Origin of the sequence: Solwaraspora sp. WMMA2101 (assembly GCF_049179175.1) — a bacterium.
Classification (GTDB): Bacteria; Actinomycetota; Actinomycetes; order Mycobacteriales; family Micromonosporaceae; genus Micromonospora_E.
Genome location: NZ_JBMHMA010000006.1, coordinates 2,180,574 through 2,205,987 on the forward strand (window position 1 = coordinate 2,180,574; position 25,414 = coordinate 2,205,987).

The following is a 25,414-nucleotide window of genomic DNA, read 5'->3' on the forward strand; positions in this document are numbered from 1 at the left end:
GGTTATACCTTTACAAAAGGCCGAGATCTCGACGGATCCCGGAAGGGGAAGGGGACGGTACGCAGAGGCAGACGGCCAGCCGCCGGGCCAGCCGGTCAGCCGGACAGGCGGTCAGCCGGCCGCCGCCGGTCAGCCGGCCCAGCGGGCGCTGACCTCGGCGGGCGGGTCGCCCTCACCGGCCCAGGAGACCGCCCCGTCGGCGTCGACCACCACCACCCGGTGCGTACGGGCCCGGCCCCAGGCCACCGCCGACTGCGGCGACGGCCAGCTGGGCGCCTCCTCCAGGATGCCGGAGCCGGTCGCCTCGCCGGTGGACTCCGACCGCTCCCAGTAGCCGGTCCAGACCAGCTCCCCGCCGGCCGAGTCCGGGTGCACGAAGACGGTGCCCCGCCCGCGCCACTTGGCCAACCGGGCCGGTACGGCGGTGTCCGGTGCGACCACCGGCCGGCCGGCGGCGTCGGCCCGCCCGACGTGCTCCGTGCCGACCCGGTGTCCGCCGGAGGCGCCCCGCCCGGTACCCCGTTCGGCACCGCCGCCAGGGGCCAGGGCCGCCGCCGCGAGGTCCGCCGGCCCGAACGCGTTCGGCAGCAGCTCGGCCACGGTCAGCGGCGCGGGCAACGCCTCGACCAGGCAGTCCGGCCCGCCGTGCTCCCACAGCAGCTGCCGGCAGCGCCCGCACGGCATCAGCGGCTGGCCGTCACCACCGACGCAGGACAGCGCCACCAGCCGACCACCGCCGCTGCTGTGCAGCGCCGAGACCACGCCGCACTCGGCACAGAGCACCACCCCGTACGCGGCGTTCTCCACGTTGCAGCCGACGACCACCCGGCCGTCGTCGACCAGGGCGGCCGCGCCGACCGGGAAATTCGAGTACGGCGCGTACGCGTGCCGCATCGCCTCGGTCGCGGCCCGCCGCAACTCCACCCAGTCGATCTCCACGACTGCCCTCCTCGACCCCGGTGCCGGCTACCGCCACCACCTCCCGACCACCCGACGCGGGTGGGGCCCGTCGGGGCACCCACCTCGTACCTGACCGGCCAGTAGTAAACGGTAGCCGGCCCTGATCAGGCCTTGATGTAGGGCTTGCCGTCGGCGGCCGGTGCCCGCACCCGGCCGACCAGTCCGGCGACCGCGAGCAGCGTCGCCAGGTACGGCAGCATCGCCAGGAACTGGCTCGGGATGGCGCTGCTGATCGCCCCCAGGTAGGCACCGAGCTGGTCGGCGAAGCCGAAGAACAGCGAGGCCAGCAGCGCCCCGGTCGGGCTCCACCGGCCGAAGATCATCGCGGCGAGGGCGATGAAGCCCTTGCCGCCGATCATGTTCTTGGTGAACGAGTAGAGCAGCAGGGTGTACGACCCGCCGCCGATCCCGGCGACCATGCCGGCCAGCAGCACGTTGCGGTAGCGCAGCCCCAGCACCCGGACGCCGAGGGTGTCGGCCGCGATCGGGTGCTCGCCGACCGACCGGGTCCGCAGCCCCCACCGGGTCCGGAACAGCGCCACGTTGATCACCACGACGAGGATCAGCGCCAGGTAGAGGAAGATGTTGCCGCGAAACAGCGCCGGCCCGATCACCGGGATCTGCGACAGCAGCGGAATCTCCCAGGTGCCGAAGTGCGGCGGCTGGTTGTAAGCCGGCTGGTCGGTCTGCATGAGCCGCTCGTAGAGGAACCCGGTCAGGCCGACCGCGAACAGGTTCAGCACGATGCCGATGACCACCTGGTCGACCAGGTAGCGGATGGCGAACAGGGCCAGCAGCAGTGAGATGAACGCTCCACCGAACGCGGCGGCGATCAGCCCGATCCAGACGCTGCCGGACATGGTCCCGATCAGCGCGCCGGCGAAGGCACCCATCAGCAGCTGGCCTTCGATGGCCACGTTGACCACACCGGAACGTTCGCAGAGGACCCCGGCCAGCGAGCCGAAGATCAGCGGCAGGGCCAGCAGGAACGTGCCGCGCACCATGTTGACCATCGGCATGAAGTTCTGCCCGGTCGGCGCGGTGGAGATCTGCCAGCACAGGAAGCTGAGCACGAAGCCGACGACGCCGACGGCGAGCAGCGACCTGTACCAGCGGCCGTACGGGCTGAGCAGCACCGCCCCGGCGACGAGCGCGACCAGGCCGAACAGCACCGCGCCGACGGTGCCCGGGATCCGCAGCGCCGCGCCGCCGGCGGTCTCGCTCAGGGTGAACCGGGCCTCCTGCGGGTCGGCCAAAGCGCCGAAGACGGCCGCGGCGACGGCGCCGGCCACGACCAGGCCGGCCCCGGTGATCCGGGTACGGTTCCAGAACCGTGCCGTGACGGCGACCGGTGTGTCAGTTGCGATCATGGTGGACAACGCCGGTCACCAGCCCTTCGCCATGCTGGTCTGCAGCCGGGCGGTGCGGGCCGCCCGGAGCTGGAAGATCGCCTTCACCAGAGCGGGGGCGGCGATGAAGATGACGATCAGTGCCTGCAGTACAGTGACCAGCTCCAGCGAGATCCCGGAGCTGGACTGCATGGCGTTGCCGCCGGCCCGCAGCGCCCCGAACAGCAGCGCCGCCAGCGCGACCCCCCAGGGTCTGACCCGGCCGAGCAGGGCGACCAGGATGCCGTCGAAGCCGATCTGGGCGGCGACGAGCGGGGTCAACGCGTTCGCCGTACTGCCGAGCACCATGTTGGCGCCGCCGAGCCCGGCCAGCCCACCGGCGATCACCATCAGCAGGACGTACGTGCCGGTGACGCTGATCCCGGCGGTACGGGCGGCGTCCGGGTTGGCGCCGACCGCGCGCAGCTCGAAGCCGACCGTGGAACGGTTGAGCAGCCAGGCCACGGCGGCGGTGGCGGCGATCGCCAGCAGGATGCCGGCGTGCACCCGCAGCCCGTCGCCGAGCAGCCGGGGCAGCTGGGCGGTGGCCTCCACCGGCCGGCTGATCGCGTCCGGCCGCTCCTCGTTCTGTACGCCGGGCTGCACGATGATCCAGGTGAGGAAGTACAGCGCGACGTAGTTGAGCATGATCGTGGTGATCACCTCGTGGGCACCGGTGCGGGCCTTGAGGAAGCCGGGGAAGAACCCCCACAGCGCCCCGCCGAGCGCGCCGGCCAGGACCGCGACGACCAGGTGCAGCACCGGGGGCAGCGGCAGCAGGAAACCGGCCAGGGCGGCCACGATGACACCGATGATCGCCTGCCCCTGGGCGCCGATGTTGAACAGCCCGCCCCGGAACGCCAACGCCACCGACAGACCGGTGAAGACCAGCGGGGTGGTGTAGGTCAACGTCTCGGAGATCGGCCGGAACACCGCCGACCATTCGGCGTCCCCGCCGGCCCAGGCCCGTACCGTGTCGGGGTTGATCACCGCGCCCTTGAACAGGTTCGCGTACGCCTGGCTGACCAGCGCCCAGCTGTCGCCGAGCGCGTCACCCGGTCGGGCGAAGAAGTAGGTGTAGGCGGCGAGCACCTCCGGGTCGGAGACGACCATCAGTACGCCGCCGATGACGACGGCCAGCAGCAGGGCCAACGCGGTCACGGTGACCGTGTTGGCGGCCCACAGGTGGTGCAGGAAGCGCTGGCCGAGGGATTCGCCGTCGGGGGCCGGACCGGTCGGTGCGGGGCCGGCGGGGGCCGGACCGTCGGCGACGGTGCCGGGCTGGCCGTCGGCCGATGTCGCGGCCTGCGGGCTGGCGGCGTCCGCGCTGGCCGCGTGCTGCGCGGCGGCGGCCGGTTCGGCGCCGGCGGGCGGCTTGTCCGGCGAGCCTGCCGGCACGCCGTTCTCGCTGGTCATTGCGTCCCTTCTTGCTGTGCCGTGACACCGGCCATCAGCAGGCCGATCTGTTCCCGTGGGGTGTCCGGGCCGACGACGGCGATGATCCGGCCGCGGTACATCACCGCGATCCGGTCGGCCAGCCCGATCACCTCGTCGAGTTCGCTGGAGACGACGAGGACGCCGGTGCCGGAGTCGCGTTCGTGGATGATCCGGCCGTGGATGAACTCGATGGAGCCGACGTCGACGCCCCGGGTCGGCTGGGCGGCGATGAACAGCTTCAGCGGCCGGGACAACTCCCGGGCCACGATCACCTTCTGCTGGTTGCCGCCGGACAGGGTGCCGACAGCCGCCTGCGCCGACGACGTACGGACGTCGAACTGGGCGATCCGCTCGGTCGCGGCGGCGGCGATGGCCGCCGGGCGCAGGACCAGCCCGGAGCCGTACGGCGGCTGGTCGTACAGGTCGAGCACCAGGTTCTCGGCGACGCTGAACTCCTTGACCACGCCGTCGACGCTGCGGTCCTCCGGCACGTAGCCGACCCCGGCACGCAGCACCCGCTTGGTGCTCCAGCCGTCGACGCGCTCACCGTTGAGGGTGACCGTGCCGGCCAGCACCGGCCGCAGGCCCATGATCGCCTCGACCAGCTCGGTCTGGCCGTTGCCCTGCACACCGGCGATGCCGAGCACCTCACCGGCCCGGACGGTCAGGTCGACGCCGTCGACGACCCGTACGCCCCGGTCGTCGTCGACGACCAGGCCGGCGATGTCGAGCACCGGCTCCCCCGGCTGCGCCGGGGTCTTGTCCACGGTCAGGCTGACGCTACGGCCGACCATCAGCGCGGCCAGTTCGTCGCGGCTGGCGGTCGGCTCGGCGGTGGCGACCGTACGGCCCCGCCGGATCACGGTGATCCGGTCGGCGATCGCCTTGACCTCGCCGAGTTTGTGGGTGATGAAGACGATCGACTTGCCGGCCGCCTTCAGCGACCGCATCACGGCGAGCAGTTCCTCGGTCTCCTGCGGGGTGAGCACCGCGGTCGGCTCGTCGAGGATCAGCAGGTCGACCTCGCGGGTGAGCGCCTTGATGATCTCCACCCGCTGCTGGATGCCGACCGGCAGGTCCTCGATCACCGCGTCCGGGTCGACGGCGAGGCCGTACCGGTTGGAGACCTCCAGCACCTCGGCGCGGGCGCGGCGGTGGTCGAGGAAGCCGAGCAGCCCGGCGCGGGTGCGTTCGGCTCCGAGCATGACGTTCTCGGCAACGGTCAGCACCGGCACCAGCATGAAATGCTGGTGCACCATGCCGATGCCGGCGGCGATGGCGTCGCGCGGACTGCGGATCTTGATGGGGGTGCCGTCGACGACGATCTCGCCCTCGTCCGGCTGCAGCAGGCCGTAGAGGACGTTCATCAGGGTGGACTTGCCGGCGCCGTTCTCGCCCAGCAGGGCGTGGATCTCGCCGGGTTCGACGGTCAGGTCGATGTGATCGTTGGCGACCAGGTCACCGAAGCGTTTGGTGATGCCGCGCAGTTCGAGTCTCAGCGGAGCCTCCTGGGAGACCTCCGGGCCACCGGTGTGCGCCCGGACGGGTCGATGGCTGAGGCCGCCCCTGTCACCGGGGTCTGCGGACCCTGGTGACAGGGGCGGGTGTCGCGAGGTGCGCCGTCAGCGGCGCCGCGGGTCGTTACTCCGGCTGCGCGTCGGAGGTGACCTCGATGGTGCCGGCGATGATGTCGGCCTTGAGCTGCTCGACCTCGGCCTTGAGCTCGTCGGAGACCTTGTCCTCGAACTGGTTGTACGGGGCCAGCGAGACGCCGTTGTTCTCCAGGTTGCCCAGGTAGCCCGGGTCGGCGCTGAGCGTCTCGCCGTCGGCACCGGCCACCACCGCCTGCTTGACGGCGTCCCCGATGTTCTTGACCACCGTGGTCAGGAAGACGTCGCAGTACTGCTCGGCGCTCTGGCAACCGTCCACGTCGACCCAGATCACGCTGTACGCCCCACCGGCGGCCTGTGCGGCGGCGGCGGTGCCGAGGCCGGCGCCACCGGCGACCGGCATGATCACGTCGGCACCCTGGGCGACGAGGCTGTCGCCGACCTTCTTGCCCTCGTCCTGCTTGACGAAGTCGTTGGTGAACGAGCCGTTCTGGGTGGCCTTGTCCCAGCCCAGCACCTGCACGTCGGCGCTCTTGACCTGGTTGTAGTGGGCGACGCCGTCGACGAAGCCGTCCATGAAGATGGTCACCGGCGGGATCGGCAGACCGCCGTAGGTGCCGACGATGCCGCTCTCGGAGTACCCGGCCGCCAGGTAGCCGGCGAGGAACGCCGCCTGGGCGGTGTCGAACTGCATCGGGTACACGTTGGGCTGACCGGTCGTGGCGTCCACGATGCCGAACTGCTGGTCGGCGTTGGCCTCGGCGACCGCCTTGGTGGCGTCGCCCATCAGGCCGCCGACGGCGAGGATGAAGTTGCAGTCCTCGTTGACGTAGCCGGTCAGGTTCGGCTCGTAGTCGGCCTCGGCGCTGGAGGCGACGTACTTGCCCTCGACCGCGTCGCTCTCGTCCTCGGCGGCCTGGATACCGGCCCACGCCGAGGCGTTGAACGACCGGTCGTCGATACCACCGACGTCGGTCACCATGCACGCGGAGTACGTCTCGGTGGTCCCGTCGCCACCGCTGCCTTCGTTATCGGGCGCCTCGCCACACGCGGCAGCGGTGAGAACCAGCCCACCCGCCGCGAACACCGAGACGATCCGCATCCCACGCGTAGAGCGCAAGACGGTCTCCTTCCATTGCACACCGCCACTGTCGCGGCATCGCGTCACCACCCGGCCGGTCGGACCGGACGTACTTTGGACGGGAGCGTACGCGCGGACCCGTCCACCGGCCGACAATCGTGCACGACTGTTGAGCCGCCGTTACCCTCGCGTAACTCTCCCGCGCGGGAGGTCACTCGCGGATCCGCAGGGTCGCTCCCGCCGCCGACCTTATCGGGGGCGGCGGCGGGTCGCCGGGGGTTCACCCGGTCGTGACCGACCCGGGTGACGGCACGATCGGTGGCCGGGCGGTGGCGTGGCGTCAGCGCCAGAAGACGGCGACAGCGGCGTTGACCAACGTCAGCCCGATGATCGCCAGGAAATGCCCCTTGTTGACCGATTCGCGCTTACGGGAGAAGAAGACCATCGCCAGGATGGCCAGGGCCAGCACCAGTTTGGTAACGAGTTTCGCCGGTGCCGGTTCGTCGCCGTCGCGCAGCGGCGCGGACAGCCCGATGCCGGTGACGACCTGGATCACCGCACCCCAGAGCATCGCCGGGTTGATCCGGAACCGACCGGTGATCCACTGGGCGACGGCCCCGCCGAGCAGCAACGCGAACCCGATCAGGTGGGCGTAGAGCAGTACGAGTCTGAGAGCTTCCACTTGCTCATCCTCGCGCACCGTGCCGTTCCCGGCCGCCCCCGGGTCCGGCACCTCCTACCCGTTCAGAGCAGCGGGCAGCTGTCGATGTACTCGGAGAAGGCGCGGTCGTCGGCCGGCGGCGGGCAGAGGAACTGCTCGTACCGCAGGTCGTCGTCGACGAACCGCTTCAACCAGGCGACACTGGACGAGGCGATCGTGGCATTCGGGATGTTGGGCGCGAAGTGGCTGGCACCCCGCAGTTCCAGATACGCCGACTCGAGGTCGTCCGGGAAGCTCGCGTGGAACCGTTCCGAGTGGCGCCGTACCGAAGCGATGCCGTCCCGCTCTGCGCCGATGATCATCGTCGGCACCTGCAGGTCGGACCAGTTCTTGGTGAGGTTCCACGGGGTCAACGGGATGGCTGCCCGCAGTTCCGGCCGGGCGTCCGCCGCTTCCAGGGCTCCTCCCCCACCCATCGAGTGTCCGATCACTGCCAACCGGTCGGCGTCGACCCGGTCCTGCACCGGACTGTCCTGAGTGAGGAAGTCCAGCGCGGCGAGCATCTGCCGGCCCCGACTGGCCGGCTGGTCGGTCGTCGTGTTCGTGTCGATGTTGAACACCACGAAGCCCTGCGACGCCAGCCTCGGCGCCAGCCACGCCATCGACGACTGCCGGGCAGTGAAACCGGGCGCGATCACCACCCCGCCGAAGGTGCCCTCCGTGGTCGACGTCGGGAAGAAGATGGTCCCACCCCCGAAGCCCGAGGCCTGGGAACGACGTACCACCGTCTCGTCGATGTCGAACGGACCGTTGGCCGCCGCGATGCTGGCCGCCGACGGCGCCGGTCCCCGCTCGAACGGGCTCTCCGCCGCCTGCGCGGTCGGCGCCAGTACGACGCCGGCGGAGATCGCCGCCGCCGCCGCGCCGCCCACGAAGAGGTTCCGCAGCCGGAGCCAGCCCGGCCGGTTGCGCGGGCGGCGCCGCCGCCCGCGCGGCGACCGGTAGGCCGCCGTCGATGCTGTCTGTCCTGTCACGATCCTGCTGCCCTTCCTCGTCGCCACAGGGATGTTTACGCAGGTCAATAGGGCTGTCCTGCACCTGTCGCAACTCGGGGTACGGCGGTCGGACACCGGCGGATCATGGGATTGGCCGAACGTCTGAACACCTCGGTACGGACAGCCAGGTACCGCTGCTGTCCTGGTGATCGGAGGTGGTCCCGCCCCCTCTCAGCACGCTCACAGCGTGCCTGCACCATCATCGCCACATGCGAGCGGTGATGTTCGACGCGTACGGCCCGCCCGACGTACTCACCCAGGTCGACCTGCCGACGCCCGTACCCCGCAGCGACCAGGTGCTGGTCCGGGTGCACGCCACCACGGTGACGTCCGCCGAGTGCGGGATGCGCAGGGGCGAACCCCGCTGGGGCCGGGCGATCATCGGCGTACGGCGTCCACGCAAGGGGATCCGGGTGCTCGGGCTGGAGTTCGCCGGCGAGGTCACCGCGACCGGGCCGGCGGCCAGCCGGTTCCGGGTCGGCGACCGGGTCTTCGGCTTCACCGGCTTCGGTGTCGGGGCGAACGCCGAGTACAAGTGCCTGTCGGAGCGGGCGTCGATGACGACGATGCCGGCGGACGCTACGTACCCGCAGGCGGCTGCGACCGTCGACGGCTTCACCACCGCCTGGCACTTCCTGCACGACCTGGCCGACCTGCGTCCCGGTCAGAAGGTGCTGGTCGTCGGTGCCTCCGGCAGCATCGGCACGTACGCCGTCCAGCTCGCCGTGCACCTCGGCGCCGAGGTGCACGGCGTGTGCAGCGGCCGCAACGCCGAACTGGTCCGCTCGCTCGGCGCACACCGGGTGTTCGACTACACCGCCGAGGACTTCACCGCCAGCGGCGAACGCTACGACGTGGTCTTCGACACCGTAGGTCGCAGCTCATTCGCCCGGTGCCGGCCGGTGCTGAACCGGCGCGGCCGCTACCTGCCGACGACCGGGCTGATGACGAACAGCCTGCTGGCTGCCGGCACGGCCGTCACCGGCGGCCGGCGGGTCCGGACCGGGATGTCGGTACGCAAGCACGCCGCCCTGGCCGCGCTGCGGGACCTGCTCGGCGACGGCCGGCTCCGGGTCGTCATCGACCGCAGCTACCCGTTGGCCGAGATCGTCGAGGCCCACCGGTACGTCGACAGCGGGCACAAGGTCGGCAACGTCGTGATCACCGTCGCGGACAGCGATGCCCCGGCTACCTAGTTGCGGAGACAGGCGATCACGCTAATCTCCGCTTGAAGCAGCTCGTCGAGAAGCGTTTCCTGCGACAGCTCGTCCCACGCCACCGCATCAGGACCATCGAGCACCGGCGCGGCCTACCTGCCCGCCCATTCCCGGGCATTTGCCGCGCGTAGCAGGGTCGGTGCCGAGTCGGCTCCGATCCGCGGGTGGATCGCCCTGAGGTAGCCGGCCTGCCCGGTCAGGGCCTTCCGGAGGCTGGTCAGCGTGTGCGCGGACTGCGGGACCTGGTTACGTGGGCCGAGTTCCGCGGCCGCGACGAGATCCGGCAGGTCGGCGACCAGGGTCTTGGCGCCGACGTCCATCGCGACCTGGGTCAGCACGAGCTTGTCGGCCGGGTCGAGCATGACGGCGTACCTGGCCACCGGCGAGGTGAACGTGACAGTCTGCGGGACGACATCGTCGTACACCGGTCCGACCAGCCCGAACTCGTCGCCGAGGAAGCTGAACGCGGTTCTCGCTTCCTCGGCGAACGACTTCTGGACGGTGACGAACCCCTTACCGGCCACCGCACGTCCACCTTCCACCCCGGTCACCCCGACCGGGACCGTCTCCTAGGGTCGGACTGTCTCCTACGGTCGGACCTTGGTGACCAACCAGTGGTCACCCACGGGCGCCCACCCGTAGCCCTTGTCCCGAAGGTACTTCAACTCCCGCTGGAACACGTTCCCACCCGCATAGTTCGGAACGTTGGGGTTGGTCACGATCCGCACCTCGTTGCCGTTGGCGAAAGCGTCGTTGATGAACCGCTTGTTCCGCGTCCAGTTCCAGCCACCCACGCCGCCCTTACCGTTGTTCAACGTCCCCCTGATGTTCAGGAAGTCCGCGTCGAAGGCTCCACTGGGCCGATCGAGCATGTACCGCTTGATGTCCGCGAACCGGCCGAGCAACGTGGTCTTCCGGCTGCAGTTGTGCACCAGGACCGGCGCCTCACCAGCAAGGACGTAGTAGGTGTGGACGCCGCCGACGGTGAGGTCGCGCATCCACTTCAGGCCGGTCCACACCCGGACCGCCGCGACCCGCTGGCTGGTCTCGCCGTCCGGACTGCGCAACCGGTCACCGGGCCGCAGGTCCGCGGCGTCGGTCCACCTGTTGGTGTCGACATTCCAGAACGGGTGCCGGGCGGTCGTCTCGACCACCGCGCTCTCACCGGTGTCCGTGTCGGTGACCGTGACGTCGGTCAACTCCCGGTCGGCGTGACCGTGCAGCACCCGCACCGGCCGGGCGGCGCTCCGCCCCGTGGCCGGGTCGGTGGCCAGCACCTCGTCACCGAGCTCCACCTCGCCGATCGGCTTGGTGCTGCCGTCGGCCATCCGCACCCGGGTGTCCGGGGCGAAACTGTGCAGCATGCAGCCGGCGGCACCGTCCGCCGTCCCGTCGGCGGCATCGTCGGCCCGGCTGCCACCAGTCCGGGCGGCATCGTCGACCCGGCTCCCGCCGGCGCGGGCGGCGTCGTCGACGCGTTCGGCGGCTTCCCGGGTGGACCGGCTGGAGCCGCGGGACACCGCCCGGGACGCGTCGTCGGCCTTGCGGCTGACCGCCCGGCTGAACGACCGGGCCCCGGCGACGGCCTTCGCGCCGACCCGGGCGCCGGCCTTGCCGACGCTCGTACCGGCGACCTTCTTCGCCCCGGTGGAGCCGAGCTTGCCGAGGGCTTTACCGGCAGCGGGGCCCATCATCGGCAGGGCGCCGCCGAGGCCACCGGCCAGGCCGCCGATCGCGACGTCCTGCAGCAGCTCCAAGCCTCTCTTGCCGTCGATGAGGCCGGCGACCAGGGCATCGGTCATGCCGCCGACCATGCCGCAGGCGACCGCCCCGACACCGGTCCAACCGATCGCGACCAGGCAGCCGGCCTCGACGACCATGCCGACGATCGCGCCGACGATCGCGGCCTTGTGCTCGACGATCCAGTCACGGGCCGTACGGGCCCACTGTCCGATCTGGTCGAGACCGGCTTCGAATGCCCGGGCGGCGTCCTGGTACGTCTGCTGCACGTTCTGTTTGATGTCGTTGACAAGCTTCGTCGCGTCTTCGTACCGGTCGCCGACCCAGTCGGTGACGTCTTCCCATCTGTCGCCGGCCCAGTCGGTGAAGTCGTCCCAGCCCTTCGTCAACCGCTCTCCGACGTGGCCGGTGGGGTCGACCACCGTCAACGGGCTGCCGTCGCCGTACTGGTAGCGGTTGGCCCGGATCGAGTCCGGCACCGGGCTGACGGTCAGGTTGTCGCGGGCACCGAACTGCGCCGTCACCGGGTCGTACCAGCGGGCATGCATGTTGACCTGCCCGCTGCGAATGTCGGTCCACTCCGACTGGTAGCCGAGGTCACCGAGCATGCCGCTGTCCGCGGTCACCTCACCCAACGGCGAATACGTACGGCTGCCGGTCACCGACGCCCCGGCCGGGTTCAACTGGGCGACCACGTCACCGTGCAGATCCGTCCACACCAACCGGCGCGTGGTGTTGTGCCGCGCCCCGACCACACCACCACCCGGATCCCGGGTGAAGAACGCGTTGGAACTGTCCCGCGCGAGATGGTTACCCAGACCGGTGTACTCCCACCCGCCCCGCAACGCCCGACCCAACCCGTCGTAGTCGAACACCCGCGCGTTACCACCCGCCGGAACGTGCTCAACCACCTGGTCGAACGCGTCCGACACCGTCGTCGCCGCACCAGCCGCGCTGCGGGTGCCGCGCGCCGTGTACTGGTAGCCGACCCCGGTGCTGTCCGACACGAGGCGGTTACGGGCGTCGTACACGTAGTCGACGTCGCCGATCCCGGTCCGGTTGCCCGCCTTGTCGTAGCGGTAGCCGACCGTCGTGTTCCCGTCGTCCCACGACGTCAACCGGTCCGCCAGGTCGTAGGTGTAGGTGTTGACCGTCGTGGACGAGCCACGGGTGACCGTCCTACTGGTCTCGTTACCGTTCGCGTCCCAGCCGTACGTGATCGACGCGATCTTCGACCCACCCGAGGACACCAACCGGTCGCTGGTCAACCGGTGCAGATCGTCGTAGGCGAACACCCGCCGGTTGGTGGTACCGCCGAAGGTCATCGACGACACCGCCGACATCACGTCATACGTGTAGCCGATCGCCGTGCCCATGTCCGCGTTGTCCACCGACGCCAACCGGCCCGCACCGTCATACCCGTACTCGGTCAACCCCGCCGCGTCATCCCGCGACGCCATCAACCCGTCCGCCGTGTACGTGAACGCCGCGTCCCCCGACGGACCGGTCACCGACAACGGCAGGCCCCGATCGTCGTACACGACCTGATTGCTGCCCCCCGGCGCGGAGAACTCCACCAACCGACCCGCCGCGTCGTAGCCGTACGTCCGATCCGTGGTGGCCGCCTCCGCACCGGAGCCGGACTGACGCACCAACCGGCCCGCGTCGTCGTAGACCAGGGTCCGCGCCACCCCACCCGGGGCACGCTGCGACACCGGCTGCCCGGCCACGTCGTACACCGTCGTGAACGTCCGGTCCGCAGCATCCGGATACGCCGCCGTCACCGGCTCGATCCGCGACTGCGGCAACCCCCACACGTTGTACGTCGACCGGAACGCCTGACCACGACCGTCAGTGAACCGCGTCGGATTCCCCGCCAGGTCATACCCGAACGACGACTCGATCGTCGTCGCCGCATCCACCGGCTCGGACTGCGTCCGCAACAGACCCGCCGCGTCATAACCGAACCGCGTCACCGTGCCCCGCGCGTCCGTCGCCGACACGGTGTTGCCGGCGGCGTCGTAGGTCCAACTCGACGTGGCCAACGCGGCCCCACCGGACGCCCGGAACGCCGCCGCCGACACCGGCCGGGACAACATGTCGTAACCCGTGGTGGTGTACGTACCGTCCGGATTGACCTCCTTCACCGCACGACCCAACCCGTCGTGGACGACACCCCGGGTCTGCCCCGCACCGTCGACCACACCCGTCACCTCACCAGCAGCGTTGTAGCCGTACCCGACCGTCACCCCCGCCGGCGACCGCACCGACGACAACCGACCGGCGGCGTCAAAACCCACCGTCGTCGTGTGCACCTGACCGGTCTGCCGCACCGCCTCACTCACACTCGTGACCCGACCCAGGAAGTCGTAACCACTACCGGCCACCGCACCCGTCGGATCCGTGACCGCCAACACATTGCCCATCAGGTCGTAGCGCGCCGTCGTGGTGCCACCGTCCGGCGCCACCCGCGTCACCACCCGACCCAACTGGTCATAGTCGAACTCCGTGACCCGGCCAAGCGGATCCGTCTGCGACACCACCTGCCCCAGACTGTCGTAACTCGCCGTCCTGACCGGAGTGACCGGGGTCAAACTCCCCGGCGGCGTGTAGCTCGGCAACCGCACCTCCACCGGCCGACCCACCCGGTCCACCCCGAACGTCGTCACCGCCCCGTTCGGATCCGACTCCGCAACCACCTCACCGAACGTGTTGTAACCAACCCGCTCCACCGGCCGGGCCGACACCACCGGACCATCCAACTCACCCGACTCCACCTGCACCGCCGGACCCGTCGTCACCACCGGACGATCCGCCTCGTCATACTCCACAAACGTCGCCTGACCCAACGGATCCACCACCGACGTCGCCAGACCAGCGTTGTCGACCACATAACTCGTCCGCGACACCCCCGCATCCGCCGCCGGCACCGCACCCGCCATCACCCCAGCGGCCCAGCCATCGTCGCCCGGCACCCCCTGATACACCTGCAGATCAGAGACAGCCCCCTTGAGCCCGCCACCGATCCGCAGACCGCCCCGCGCCTGGTTGCTCAGCGCCAAAAAGTGACCGATGTAGACGCCGTCGAGGTACACCGTGGTCGATCCGGAGAGCGGGTTCAGCCCGATGGCCACGTGCTGCCACTCGCCCGCCTGCACCGTGCCCTGGCCGAAGGTCTGATCGCGGGTCACGTAGGCGCCCGGGCCCACCTGCTCGGTCATGGTCATCCGCCATCCATCGGTGGCGGAGTCGAAGCTCAGTTGCAAGGCGGCAAGGAACGCGGCCCAACTCAGGCGGGCGGAGCCGGGTATCTCCAGTACCAGAGCGTCAGCCGCGACGTCGTCCACCTTCACCCAGGCGGCGACCGTGTACGGCCGGGTGGTGTCCACCACCGGTACATCGGTCGTGATCAACGACGACGAACCATCGAACGACGCGACCCGACCCCGCTCGGGATCCGACGCCCAGACCACGTCCGTGGCCGTACCCGGACTGTTACCCGCCGAGTCGACCGCCGTCGTCCCACCCGTCTCGTCCAACCGCCACCGCGCCACCGGCGTCACCATCCGGTCCGCCGACAGATACCGGGTCTGCGACACCGGCCGACCCAACACGTCATACGCGTAGTCGACGACCGACAACGCCTCCCCCGCAGCGTCCCGATCCACCCGTGACAACACCCGGTCAGCCGGCGACAACGTCACCTCGGTCACCCGATCCAGACCACCCGGATCCAGTACGCTGCGCACCTGCCGACCCGCAGCGTCATACTCGAACGCCGTCACCGTCGCACCGTTGCCGGTCACCTGCTCGACCAGGTTCCCCGCCTCGTCGTAACCGTTGCCCTCCAACAGGAACGAACTGTCACCGTCCGACCGGACCACCGACGCCGTCCGCCCGTCATCGGTGTACGTGTACCGCGTCACATAGCCCATCGCGTCCGTGGTCGACGCCAACCGACCCGCCGGGTCGTACACATTCGACTCCACCACCAGATCCACCGGATCCGTCGGATCATTCGGATCCCCGGTGAACCCCTTCACCGTCCGCGACAACACATTCCCGTTGACATCCACCTCGTAGGCGTTCACCACCCCGTCCGGATCAACCTGCTCCACCAGACGCCCGTACACGTCATAGCCGTAACCGGTCACCGCCCCCTCAGCGTCCACCGACCCCGACCGACGACCGTGCCCGTCATACGACCACGTACTGACCCGGGCCACATCCCCACCCGACGCGTCACTGACCCGCTCCTCCACCAGGAACCCGTCCACGCTGTACGAGAAACACGTCACCGCCCGATGCACCGCACCCGACACCCGATCCGTCACCAACGGACCCGTCCGCGTCACCACCCGACCCACCGAGTCATACGTGAACGACGTCGTCCGCCCCTGCGGAAACGACGACGTCACCACCGTCTCCGTCAACGTCCGACCCAACCCGTCGTACGTGAACGTCGTCTCCGCATTCGCCGCGTCCAACACCCCGGCCACGTCACCCGCCGTGGTGTACGTGATCTCCTGGGATCCGGCGGAGAAGTCCAGCACCCGCAAAGGCATACCTGCCGACCTGCCAGACACGCCATAGATGATTCTCATCTGCCGGCCGACCGGGTCCCGCAACTCGGTCAGGTTGCCCTTGTGGTCGTATGAGTAGCGGCTGAGGTATTCGTTGTCCTGCGCGCTATCCGAGCCCGGGCCGCGCAGCTCAGTCAGCCGGTCGTTCCGCGGATCCGCCACGTTGTCGCTGTTCCAGAAGTAGCGGTAGTAGCTGCTGGAACACTTGTCCGCAGCCTGATCCTGGCAGGTCACCTCCTGGATGGTGTTGCCCCGCTCGTCCTGCACCGACCGGGTCACATTCCCGTTCGGGTCGTACACCAGACTCGTGAACCCACCCGTGTCATAGCCGTACAACGTGGTCTGACCCAACGCGTCGGTCTGCGACACCTTCCGCCCCGACACCAGGTCGTACGAGTACGACACCTCGTTGCCGCCCGGATCGGTCACCGACACGATCTTCACCGGATTCGACACCGTCGTCGTCTGCACGTGCTCCGCCGCCTCGTCGACCCGCACCGCACCCGGCGGCAACACCTCGACCGGCAACCCACCCGCCGCCGTCTCCGACAACCGGGCTTCGGCAACCTCATCGCCCGCCGCCGTCACCACCAACGGCACGGTCCGACCCACCGACTCGTAGTGCAACGCCACCTCGTCCGCGCTCAACGCCCGGTCGTAGAGCGCGACCTCCGCCAACGAACCCGCGTAGAGCGCGACCCATATTTCCTCCGGGAACCCCGACCAACCGTTGTCCACGTACCCCGCGCCCAGGCTCGCGCGGCTGAGCGGAGGTGCCCCATCGAACGGCTCGGCACTCGTGGTGGTCTGCACGTGCACGCCGTCCAGGTACAGCGACTGGGCCGTGCCGGTGGATTCCTTGCTCGCGGTCAGCACCGCGTGGTGCCACTTGCCGTCGTTGACCGGCACCGCCGACACCAACGCCAACGCCCACTGCTGGTTCGTCTGACCGTTGCAGGACCGGATCGCCAACTGGGTGCCGTCCGTGGCCGACGAGCCGGGCACCTCCAGGCACCGGCCGGCACCCACATTGCGCCATGCGTCCCGGTCCGGCGCCCACTGCTGCCTCGAGCTGCTCGAACAGTCCTGCACCTGGACCAGGGTGCCGTTGCCGGTCGCCTGACCGGTCAGACCCAGACATTTGGTGCCTTGGCGCAGCTGCTGGCTTTCGCGGTCGAAGAGCCAGCTCTGCTCCCACTCACCGTTGCAGGTGCGCAGCCGCACGCTGTTGTCGGCCTTGTCCCACTCCGCGCACTTGCCGGCGATCCCCGTCAACGGCCCGTTCGGATCTTCCGACGGCGTCAGCCCCCGCAACCGGCCGTCGGCGTCGATCCACAGCGCCGGCGAAGGGATGCCACCGAGCGTGGGCAGCGGCGCGCCCACCAGTACCCCGCTGGTCGCCGTGGTCTTGAACCACAGCTCCTGGGACCGCGGCCCCGCCGGCATCACCCGCCCCCCTGGCACGTACACCGACGACGATTCCCCGTCGAACTCCGCCGCCGTTCCGTCCGCGAACGGACCCGCCGCCCCCAACCTCACCGACTCGAACGAATCACTCGGCTGTCGCGTCTCGTTGACAGGTTGCGCACCGGCCGCATCCCGCAACCGCCAGTAGTCCGTCGGCTCGGAGGACAGCACCGCCGCCGCGTACACAGCGCTCGCCCCCGCCACCCGCGGCGTCCCCAACGCCCAGGTCCCACCGTTGCTGTCGGTCACCGACGCCAGCTTCCCGGTCACCGAATCCATCGACAGCGACGCCAGCGTCCGCCCTTCGGCGCTGGTCACCTTCGACAGCTGCCAGCTCTGGCTCGTCGCCGCCGTGTACAGCTCGGTGACGTCCGCTCCGGTCAGCGAGTGGTCGAAGTACGCGACGTCCGCGACCTGCCCGTCGAAGAAGTTCACGAATCCGAGGTGGACAACGGGGTTGTGAAGGCTCTGGTCCGGCCATTTTCCACCCAGGAACCCGGCGCCGACGTACTCGTTGGCCGCCCCGCCGTACTGGAACATGTCGATGATGCCGTCGGCGGTGTCCTGGCGCGCTCCGTCGAGGTAGAGCGCCTGGCTGTCACCCGCTCCGGCCAGCACCGCGTGATGCCACTGCCCGTCGTCGACCCGCTGGGCGGTCACCATCGTGTCGAACTCGCCGTCCCAGAACTTCGCCCGCAGCTTGCCGCTCGCGCCGACGTACATCACCGGTGTGAAGCCGTCCTCCGTACTTCCCGCTGTGATCGGATCCTTCTGGTACGAGTAGAGCACCTGATCGGTGTCGGTCGTCCGGAACCACAGACTGATCGACTGGTAGGCCCCGTCGGTCACCAGCCGACGGGGCAACCGCACCCACGACGACGAGCCGTTGAAGTCGGTCGACGCGGAGGTCGATCCCGGCCACACCCCCGGCACCACGCCCGCTGACGTGTTCTGGTGGAACCCCAGGTCGGTGCCGCCGTTGTCCAGCACGCTGCTGGTCGCCCACCTCTCGCCGGCGGGTTCGTTCAACCGCCAGAACGACGACGGCGCATGATTCAGCACCGCGTTCGCCCCCTGGTTGGCGCTGTTACCCCAGGAGTACGTGGTGCACGAGTCCGTCGGCGGACACACCTTCGTCAGGCGGTCATAGCTGCCGTACGTGTACTGCCACACGTACCCACTGCCACCGGCGGTCGGCGGGTCCGTCGTCACCTTCGTCACATGCGACCCGACCGACGGACTCGCCGTCGCCCCCCAGGTCAACGTCAACGACCGCCCCGACGCGCTGGTCAGCTTCGACACCAGCCCGCTGCCGTTGTAGGTCAACGTCAGGGTGTTCCCGTTCGCGTCGATCACCGAGGTGAGCTTGAAGACCCCGCCACCGGCGGCCCGGCCGAACACGTACGTCGTCCCGTGTTTGACGGTCAACCGGTACCCGGTCACCGTGGTCCCGGACCTCACCGCGGTCAACACCTCATGCCGCCCCGACGGTGGCGCGAACGACCCGTCCGTGTTCGGCCCGAATCCTGCTGCCGACCCGTCCGGATAGGTGACCGTCGCGGTGCGCAACAGGCCGGTCCAGTTCCGGCGTTCCACCACCTGGGTGTCGAGCAGGCTCGACCAGCCCTGCCCGAACGCCCCCGACCGCCGGGTGTCCAGGCTGTTGTACGACCGGGTGATCTCCAATGCCGGCCCCAGCCCGGCGACCTGCGCGTCCGTCGCCGACGTGGTGTAGTTGCCGATCTCCGGGTGGTAGCCCACCCCCGGGTTCTGCACCAACCGCGACCCCAACGCCGGCTGCGGCGCCCGCGTGTAGAACGCGTACTTCGGGTACCGCGCGCCGAGGACACCGTTGACAATTGCCCCAATAATGTCCTCGGGCTGCACCGACCACGAATACGTCTGGTTCCATTTCAACACGCCGGGCGGAATGGTGAGCGAGGCAGATTTCATCCCCGGTGGTTGCGATGCGGTCCCGGAGAAGATGACGTCACCGTCACTGTCATGAACGTAGATGTGGTAGACCATGCCGAGAACGCCGTCCAGGTCGCGACCCGACATCAGCAGCTCCGGCGTCAGCGTCGAGATCACCGTCCCGGGTCCCGGGGAGCGTGCCTCGACCAGCGGTGCCAGGTTGCCGCTCAGCTCCAGCACCAGCTTGGGCGCGTACTGTCCGGAGCCGTAGTCGGACGAGGTGAACAGCGCCCAGGTGACCGGACTCGTCGCCGCCACGGCGTCCAGCGCGAGCCCGAAGTTCGGGGCACCGAGCGCCCACCCGCCGATCAGCGACCTTCCCAGCCCGTACGTCCCCCACCGGCCGACGGACGGATTCACCGACGAGTTGGTGCACACTGCCTGCGCCGAGGCCGCCGCGACCAGGCTGGGCGCGTACCTCGTGTCGACGCCCGGCCCGGGATAGGAGGCGGTCGCCAACTCGTCGACCGTCCACTCCTTCTCGACCAGGTGGCTGCCCACCGGCAGCTGTTCACAGACCGGCCGGTAGGTCAGGTACAGCTCGAGCTGTGCGTTACGGATCGTCGGCGTCGTGTTGATCAACTCCGACGAGATGTCGAATTCGAGGAAGGTGCGGGCCTTGACTCCGTCCTCGTCCACCCCGATCGCCAGGTAGTTGCCGTCCTGCACGGTCTCGTCGGTGTCCGGGTCGCTGTCGACGAACACGTCGCCGTCGGTGTCGACCTCGGGGTCGGCCAGCACGGTCGGGTCGACCCGCACCGGGAACACCCGGGCCGGGTCGGTCAGCCAGGCCCGGTCCGCGACCAGCCTGATCGCCGGCCCGCCGTCAACCTCCACCAGCTGCATCGACACCGCCGGCGACTGGGCCGGCAGGCCTGTTTTCGCGTCGACCGACGAGTCCAGCATGAACGGCGCCGGAATCGACCCGGCCACCTCGCCCGCGTCGTCGACCAGCTCGATCGATCCGCCGTCGCCGGCCCGGACCGTCAACCCGGCAAGGACGAGCGGGAACACCCATTCCGACGCCGCGCGCGGTGACGCCAGGATCAGCGTCTCCTTCACCCCGTCCGGCCGTGCCACCAGCTCCAGATCGGTGCCCGGCAGCACCTTCGGATAGATCGCGGTCGCACCGGTCACGGTCGGCGTCACCGCCGCCGCACCGGCCAGACTCCACCCCAGTGACCCGCCCGCCGGCAGGGTCAGCTCCACCAGCGGCTCAGGCGAGGCCTCGGCCGTGTCGGCCAGCGAGATCCCCAGCGAGTTGTCCGTCACCGTCCACCGGTCGCCGCGCCGCGTCAACGTCGAGTCGACCGGCCGCCACGACCCGTCCGCCGCCTGGTAGTTGACCCGGCCCGTGGAAATTTCCACGGTCTTCGAACCGTCTGCGTTGACGTACACGTCCATGTTCGACCGCGACGCCCGCGCGTCCCGCCGGCTCGTCTCGGGCTCGAACTGACTCCCGGTGTCCGATGTCACCGTCCGGTCCACCGCCGGCTGCGTCGCCCACCCGGGGAGACCGTCGACCAGCTCCTGCGCCGAGCCCGCGCCACCGGACGCCCGGGTCGCCGCCGACGACACGTAGCCACCCGGGCCTGCACCGTCACCGACCCGCGCCGTCGGCAGCTCCACCGGCGACCCGCTCAACCCCAGCAGCCACGACGGCCGATCGGTGAGCCAGGAGGTCAACCAGCCGATCGGGAACTCGCCACCCGGCTGCACCGCGCCGGGCGGCGCCGACGCGGTCAGCCCGACCAGCACGACCAGGGCGGTCGCCACCCCGGCCGTGCATCGCCGCCAAACGGCACGCAGCCACGCCTGCTCTGCTCGAGTCCGCTGCTGAGTACTCCGGCCCGTGCCCATCGGCGGCGACCTTCCCCTTGGCATTGCGATCCGTCAATCGGAATCGCGATACATCGTGCAGGACCGTGCACGGAGAGACTTGAGGAAGATCTGAGGAAATTGTTCGTGAGTTTGTCTGAGGGACCTCGCGAGAGACTCCGGCCGGAGTTCGGGCAACCGGTCCAGCCAGGACACCTCGTCGCTCGGCGGCGGCGGACGAAGTCAGGGTTGCAGCCACCATGGACTGCTGTACGCCACCCCGAAGTCGTTGCACGGGTGCCCGGCCGGGCCGGGCGTCGGGTTGGCCAGCTCCGGGTCGGAGACCCGCAGCACGATCCAGTCGCCGTCGGCGGCGTCGAGCGGCACGGTGAAGTCGGCGACCGACCCGGAGACGGTGTCGACGACGTCGACGACGGTGGGGGCCGACGTACCGGGGCGCAGGACCTGGATCCGCAGCGGCTTGCCGTCCCAGACCGCACCCCGGTCCAGGTCAACCCGGAACCGGACGTCACCGGCGGTCAGCCCGATGACTCCGCCCATCCGTACGCCGTTCGCGGTCGCGTCCAGGCGCAGGCCGGAGACCCGGGTGGCGAAGCAGCGGCGGGCCGCCATCGCCTCGAACACCGCCGCGCGGGTGTTCTCGGTGACCCAGAGTCCGCTGCGACCCTTGCCTTCGTGGAACCCCCAGGTGCTGCCGTGCTCGTCGGTGACCCCGGCCAGACCGGGTCGCCAGCCGGCGTTGAGGCAGGCCACCAGCGGTGAGGTCGTCCGGGACGACCAGCCTTCGAACAGGTAGTCGTCGGTCCGGTTGAACATTTCCAGGCCGACGAGTTGCGGGCGGGCCGCCGCCTCGTACGAGAAGTTGTCGAACCGGCCGATCTCCCGCCCTGGGTGGTTGAAGCTGGCCAGGCCACCGGGCCGGCCGGTCAGCCACCGGTAGAGGCTGCCGGGGCTGCCGGCCCGCAGCAGGTCGGCGAAGTCCGAGGTGTTCCACACGTTGATGTGGCCCTGCAGCGGGTGCGACCACTCGAAGCCACGGATCGCGGTGAACTGACCGGGGTCGTCGGCGGCGTTGGCGAGGTTGCCGGTGGTGTTCCACTCCGACTGGCTGAGCCCGCTGATGGCGAACATCGTGGCGTGGTCGGTGAGCGCGGCGACGTCGAGGCCGGCTTCGCGCATCGAGGCGAACGCCTGGTCGGCGCTGCCGTCCCCGTCGGACATGACGGTGTGGTTGTGCAGGTCGGCGTGGACCAGGGTGGTGCCCTGACTGATCCGGGACGCACGGGACGCGCCGGGCGCGGCCACGGCCGGCGTACCTGCGGTCATGGCGGTGGCGGCCCGCGCGGTGCCGGGGACGGCGGCGAGCATCAGCATGCCGCCGGCGGCGGCGAGCATGGACCGACGTCCGAGGCCGCCGGCCGCGTGCCCGGCAGCGTCGATCTGGCCGTACGGGACCTGGCCGGGCTGGTGGTCGTCGGATGGGTGGTGGCAGTGGTGGGGGTGTGATCCACTCATGCCAATCATTAGATCGATATAAGTCTTTCCAGCACGCTGCGCCGGGCTGGCCGGCGGGCGAACACCAGGCGTCACCCCGCACGTCTCGGAAACGAGTACGGCCGCACAGATCATCCCTACGCATGTACACAGCACAATCACTTGTGCTGAAGGGTGCTACCCGATCGCGGCGACCCAGCACGGCTGGGCAGTATCGCTGGAACTCTTGAGCCTCAAGGCAACGTGGGGTGAAGGTCGTAGCGCCGCCGGCACCTGGGCGACCGTCCACGCACCGGAGACGGGCGTCTGCGGCGGCACAGCCACCCCGACGACCTCGTGGTACCGACCTTCGCCGAGGTGGTAGCTCGCCTCGGCCAAGGTGTCGTCGGCGGACGGCGGCAGGGCCGCGCACCGGTCGAACAGTTGCCGCCACGCGGCGCGGACCACCGGTGCGTACGGGCGGTGAAACGGCTGGCGTCGTCGAACCCTTCGGCGGCAGACTGGCGGCCATGTTGGCACAGGTACGGGACGTTGCCGATCGGATGGCCGCCGGTCACCGGGTCAGGTTCCTCTTCTTCTGGGGCCATCAGCCGGCGGCCGACGGCAGCGTCGGGGCGGAGTGCCTGAGCCAGTGGTCGCCACACAGCTTCGCTGTAGACGGTGTCGCGTTCGCCACCGCCGAGCACTACATGATGTGGCGCAAGGCGGTCCTGTTCGACGACCGGGCCATGGCGCAGCGGATTCTCGTCGCACCCCACCCGCGCGCCGCCACGGTGCTCGGCGGCCGGGTCGCCGGCTTCGACCAGCGCAGCTGGAACGCTCACCGGGTCCCGATCGTGGTCGCCGGCAACCTGGCCAAGTTCAGCCAGCACCCCGACCTGCGCGCGTACCTGCTCGCCACCGGGGAGCGGGTCCTGGTCGAGGCCAGCCCGATGGACCGGATCTGGGGCATCGGGCTCACCCGCGACGACCCGGCCGCCGTCGATCCCACCCGCTGGCGGGGACTCAACCTGCTCGGCTTCGCCCTGATGCAGGTGCGGGAGACTCTGCGGGAGCGGGCCGGCGGATAGCCGCCGACGTCCGGGAGCGCGACGGTCGAAGGGTGGCGCGGGATGCCGGGGACGATCACCGGCGTGGTCCTCTGCACGATCGCCGTACTGCCGTTGGCCGCTCTGGCGTGCGTGGGCGCTGGCCTACCGACGGACCGTCGCCGGGGCCGCGCCCGCGCGAGCCTGGCGGCACGCGGTGGCCGAGGTCGGCATCGGGTACGGCACCGTGCCCTGGGTCTGGATGATCATGTTGCCGGGCGAGCAGGCCGGCGCCGTCGACGGTCGGCTGAGCCTGGTGCCGTTGCGGGACCTGTGCACGGTCCTGGCCAGCGATCCGGTGACGGTCACCGTCCAGGTCGTCGGCAATCTGCTGGTCTTCGCCGCGCTGGGGTTCTTCGTCCCGCTGCGGTTCGCGGCGCTCGCGTCGGTGCCGCGTGTCCTGGCCCTCGCGGCCGGCTGCTCGGTCCTGGTCGAGACCGCGCAGTACGTCCTGCCGCTCGACCGGGTTTCGTCCGTCGACGACGTGCTGCTCAACACCGCCGGTGCCGGTCTGGCCGCGCTGGCGTCACGTCCCTGGTGGTACGGGCACGCCGCAGCGTAGCCGTGGCCGGGTTCACCGCCGGGTACGGCGACGCGGCTGCGGCACCGGCGGCACCGGGACGCCGGCGGCCTCCAGCGCGTCCCGCTGGCCGCGCGCGGCGAGCCGGTCGGCGCGTTCGTTCTCCACATGGCCGGCGTGGCCCTTGACCCAGTGCCAGACGACCTCGTGGTGGCGGGCGACGGCGGCGTCGAGTTCCCGCCACAGGTCCTCGTTCTTGACCGGCTCGCCCGCTTTTGTCCGCCAGCCGTTGCGTTTCCAGTTCGCCATCCACGACATGACACCGTTACGGACGTACGTGCTGTCGGTCCAGAGGTCGACGGTGGACGGACGGGTCAGCGCGGCCAGCGCCCGGATGGGGGCGGTGAGTTCCATCCGGTTGTTCGTCGTCGCGCCGGCCTCGCCACCGCAGAGTTCCTTTTCGGCCTCGCCGTAGCGCAGCAGCGCGCCCCAACCGCCCGGCCCCGGATTGCCGCTGCACGCGCCGTCGGTCCAGATCTGCACCCGTGTCGTCGCCACCCCCGTCACCGGGACAACCTACCGTGGCCGAGCATCAGGATCTTCACCCTGCTTCTCGTACGATAAGCTGAAATGGAGATCATCTCCGTTTTGACCGACACGAGGTGCCCATGACCGACAAGCCGCTGCGCGCCGACGCCCAGCGCAACCGCGTCGCCCTGCTCGCAACGGCCCGGGAGCTCTTCGCCACCGGGGCCTTCTTCGACCTGCGCTTCGATGACTTCGCCCGGCTCGCCGGAGTGGGCACCGGCACGCTGTACCGCCACTTCCCCACCCGGGAGGCGCTGGCCGAGGCGGTCTACCGCGAGGAGGTCGCCACGCTGTGCGCCCGCGCCCGCGACCTGCAGGCAACGCTGCCCGCCGCAGAGGCGTTGACGACCTTCCTGCGCGGCATGGTCGACTACCTGCAGGCCCACGCCGGCCTGGCCCGGACCCTGGCCACGCTGATGACCACCGGAGCGGCGGCGAGTGCCGGGTCCGGCACCCTCGCCGAGGGCAGTCGGGCGCTGGAGCAGGCCGTCACCGACCTGGTGGCCGCCGCCGCCCGCAGCGGCGCGATCCGCGACGACGTGGGCGCCGGCGCCATCATGATGGCCCTGCACGGCATCGGCGCGGCCCACGACCGCGACGACTGGCGGGCCGAGGCCGACGGCGTCGTCACCCTCCTCCTGGACGGGCTGCGCCGGCCACCATCGGACACCACCCAGTCACCCGGGCGCCCGTAGAACGGGCTGCGCCGGTA

General features: G+C 70.1%; 15 protein-coding genes. 4 read left to right on the forward strand and 11 right to left on the reverse strand.

The genetic code is table 11. The annotated features are described in order from the left end of the window. Nucleotides 1-129: 129 nt before the first annotated feature. The 7 genes from ACN28F_RS10645 to ACN28F_RS10675 form a co-directional block, all read right to left on the reverse strand. The gene (locus ACN28F_RS10645) at nt 130-939 is read right to left on the reverse strand and encodes a cytidine deaminase (protein ID WP_289207868.1); all 810 of its coding nucleotides are present in this window, start codon (nt 937-939) and stop codon (nt 130-132) included. A gap of 125 nt (nt 940-1,064) precedes the next feature. Beyond that, nucleotides 1,065-2,339 (reverse strand): ABC transporter permease, encoded by a 1,275-nt coding sequence (locus ACN28F_RS10650; protein ID WP_421357591.1) that lies wholly within the window; start codon nt 2,337-2,339, stop codon nt 1,065-1,067. 6 nt (nt 2,340-2,345) lie between these two features. Further along, nucleotides 2,346-3,764, reverse strand: coding sequence for an ABC transporter permease (locus ACN28F_RS10655; protein ID WP_421357592.1), 1,419 nt, complete (start codon nt 3,762-3,764; stop codon nt 2,346-2,348). Beyond that, nucleotides 3,761-5,284, reverse strand: a complete 1,524-nt coding sequence (locus ACN28F_RS10660) for an ABC transporter ATP-binding protein (protein WP_421361341.1) — start codon at nt 5,282-5,284, stop codon at nt 3,761-3,763. Before ACN28F_RS10660 ends, ACN28F_RS10655 begins: the two co-directional genes overlap by 4 nt. A 142-nt stretch (nt 5,285-5,426) precedes the next feature. Beyond that, the gene (locus ACN28F_RS10665; protein WP_289211107.1) at nt 5,427-6,497 is read right to left on the reverse strand and encodes a BMP family lipoprotein; all 1,071 of its coding nucleotides are present in this window, start codon (nt 6,495-6,497) and stop codon (nt 5,427-5,429) included. Between the two features lie 319 nt (nt 6,498-6,816). Beyond that, nucleotides 6,817-7,158, reverse strand: a complete 342-nt coding sequence (locus ACN28F_RS10670; RefSeq protein ID WP_289207871.1) for a hypothetical protein — start codon at nt 7,156-7,158, stop codon at nt 6,817-6,819. 62 nt (nt 7,159-7,220) lie between these two features. After that, nucleotides 7,221-8,171, reverse strand: coding sequence for an alpha/beta hydrolase family protein (locus ACN28F_RS10675; protein WP_421357593.1), 951 nt, complete (start codon nt 8,169-8,171; stop codon nt 7,221-7,223). Nucleotides 8,172-8,401: 230 nt separating this feature from the next. Here ACN28F_RS10675 and ACN28F_RS10680 point away from each other — a divergent pair, with 230 nt between their 5' ends. After that, nucleotides 8,402-9,388 carry an NAD(P)-dependent alcohol dehydrogenase gene (locus ACN28F_RS10680; RefSeq protein WP_421357594.1) on the forward strand — a complete coding sequence of 329 codons (987 nt, stop codon included), beginning with the start codon at nt 8,402-8,404 and terminating at the stop codon, nt 9,386-9,388. A 113-nt stretch (nt 9,389-9,501) separates the two neighbouring features. Here the strand turns inward: ACN28F_RS10680 and ACN28F_RS10685 are convergent, their stop codons facing one another. The 3 genes from ACN28F_RS10685 to ACN28F_RS10695 all read right to left on the reverse strand — a co-directional run bounded on the left by ACN28F_RS10685 (nt 9,502) and on the right by ACN28F_RS10695 (nt 22,527). Next, on the reverse strand, nt 9,502-9,933 hold the full coding sequence (locus tag ACN28F_RS10685; RefSeq protein WP_421357595.1) for a hypothetical protein: 432 nt from the start codon (nt 9,931-9,933) through the stop codon (nt 9,502-9,504). Between the two features lie 63 nt (nt 9,934-9,996). Continuing rightward, nucleotides 9,997-20,949 carry a LamG-like jellyroll fold domain-containing protein gene (locus ACN28F_RS10690; protein WP_421357596.1) on the reverse strand — a complete coding sequence of 3,651 codons (10,953 nt, stop codon included), beginning with the start codon at nt 20,947-20,949 and terminating at the stop codon, nt 9,997-9,999. A gap of 285 nt (nt 20,950-21,234) precedes the next feature. After that, nucleotides 21,235-22,527 carry a CehA/McbA family metallohydrolase gene (locus tag ACN28F_RS10695; RefSeq protein ID WP_421357597.1) on the reverse strand — a complete coding sequence of 431 codons (1,293 nt, stop codon included), beginning with the start codon at nt 22,525-22,527 and terminating at the stop codon, nt 21,235-21,237. A gap of 488 nt (nt 22,528-23,015) precedes the next feature. On the opposite strand from ACN28F_RS10695, the gene ACN28F_RS10700 reads away from it, so the two are divergent. Both ACN28F_RS10700 and ACN28F_RS10705 read left to right on the forward strand, forming a co-directional pair. After that, a complete protein-coding gene (locus tag ACN28F_RS10700) occupies nt 23,016-23,576 on the forward strand; it encodes an NADAR family protein (RefSeq protein WP_421357598.1) in 561 nt (186 codons plus the stop codon). A gap of 175 nt (nt 23,577-23,751) precedes the next feature. Then, the gene (locus tag ACN28F_RS10705; RefSeq protein WP_421357599.1) at nt 23,752-24,156 is read left to right on the forward strand and encodes a VanZ family protein; all 405 of its coding nucleotides are present in this window, start codon (nt 23,752-23,754) and stop codon (nt 24,154-24,156) included. 12 nt (nt 24,157-24,168) lie between these two features. On the opposite strand, the gene rnhA is transcribed toward ACN28F_RS10705, so the two are convergent. Continuing rightward, nucleotides 24,169-24,672, reverse strand: coding sequence for a ribonuclease HI (rnhA, locus tag ACN28F_RS10710; protein WP_421357600.1), 504 nt, complete (start codon nt 24,670-24,672; stop codon nt 24,169-24,171). Between the two features lie 110 nt (nt 24,673-24,782). On the opposite strand from rnhA, the gene ACN28F_RS10715 reads away from it, so the two are divergent. Next, nucleotides 24,783-25,397 (forward strand): TetR/AcrR family transcriptional regulator, encoded by a 615-nt coding sequence (locus tag ACN28F_RS10715; RefSeq protein ID WP_421357601.1) that lies wholly within the window; start codon nt 24,783-24,785, stop codon nt 25,395-25,397. The last annotated feature ends 17 nt before the right edge of the window (nt 25,398-25,414 follow it).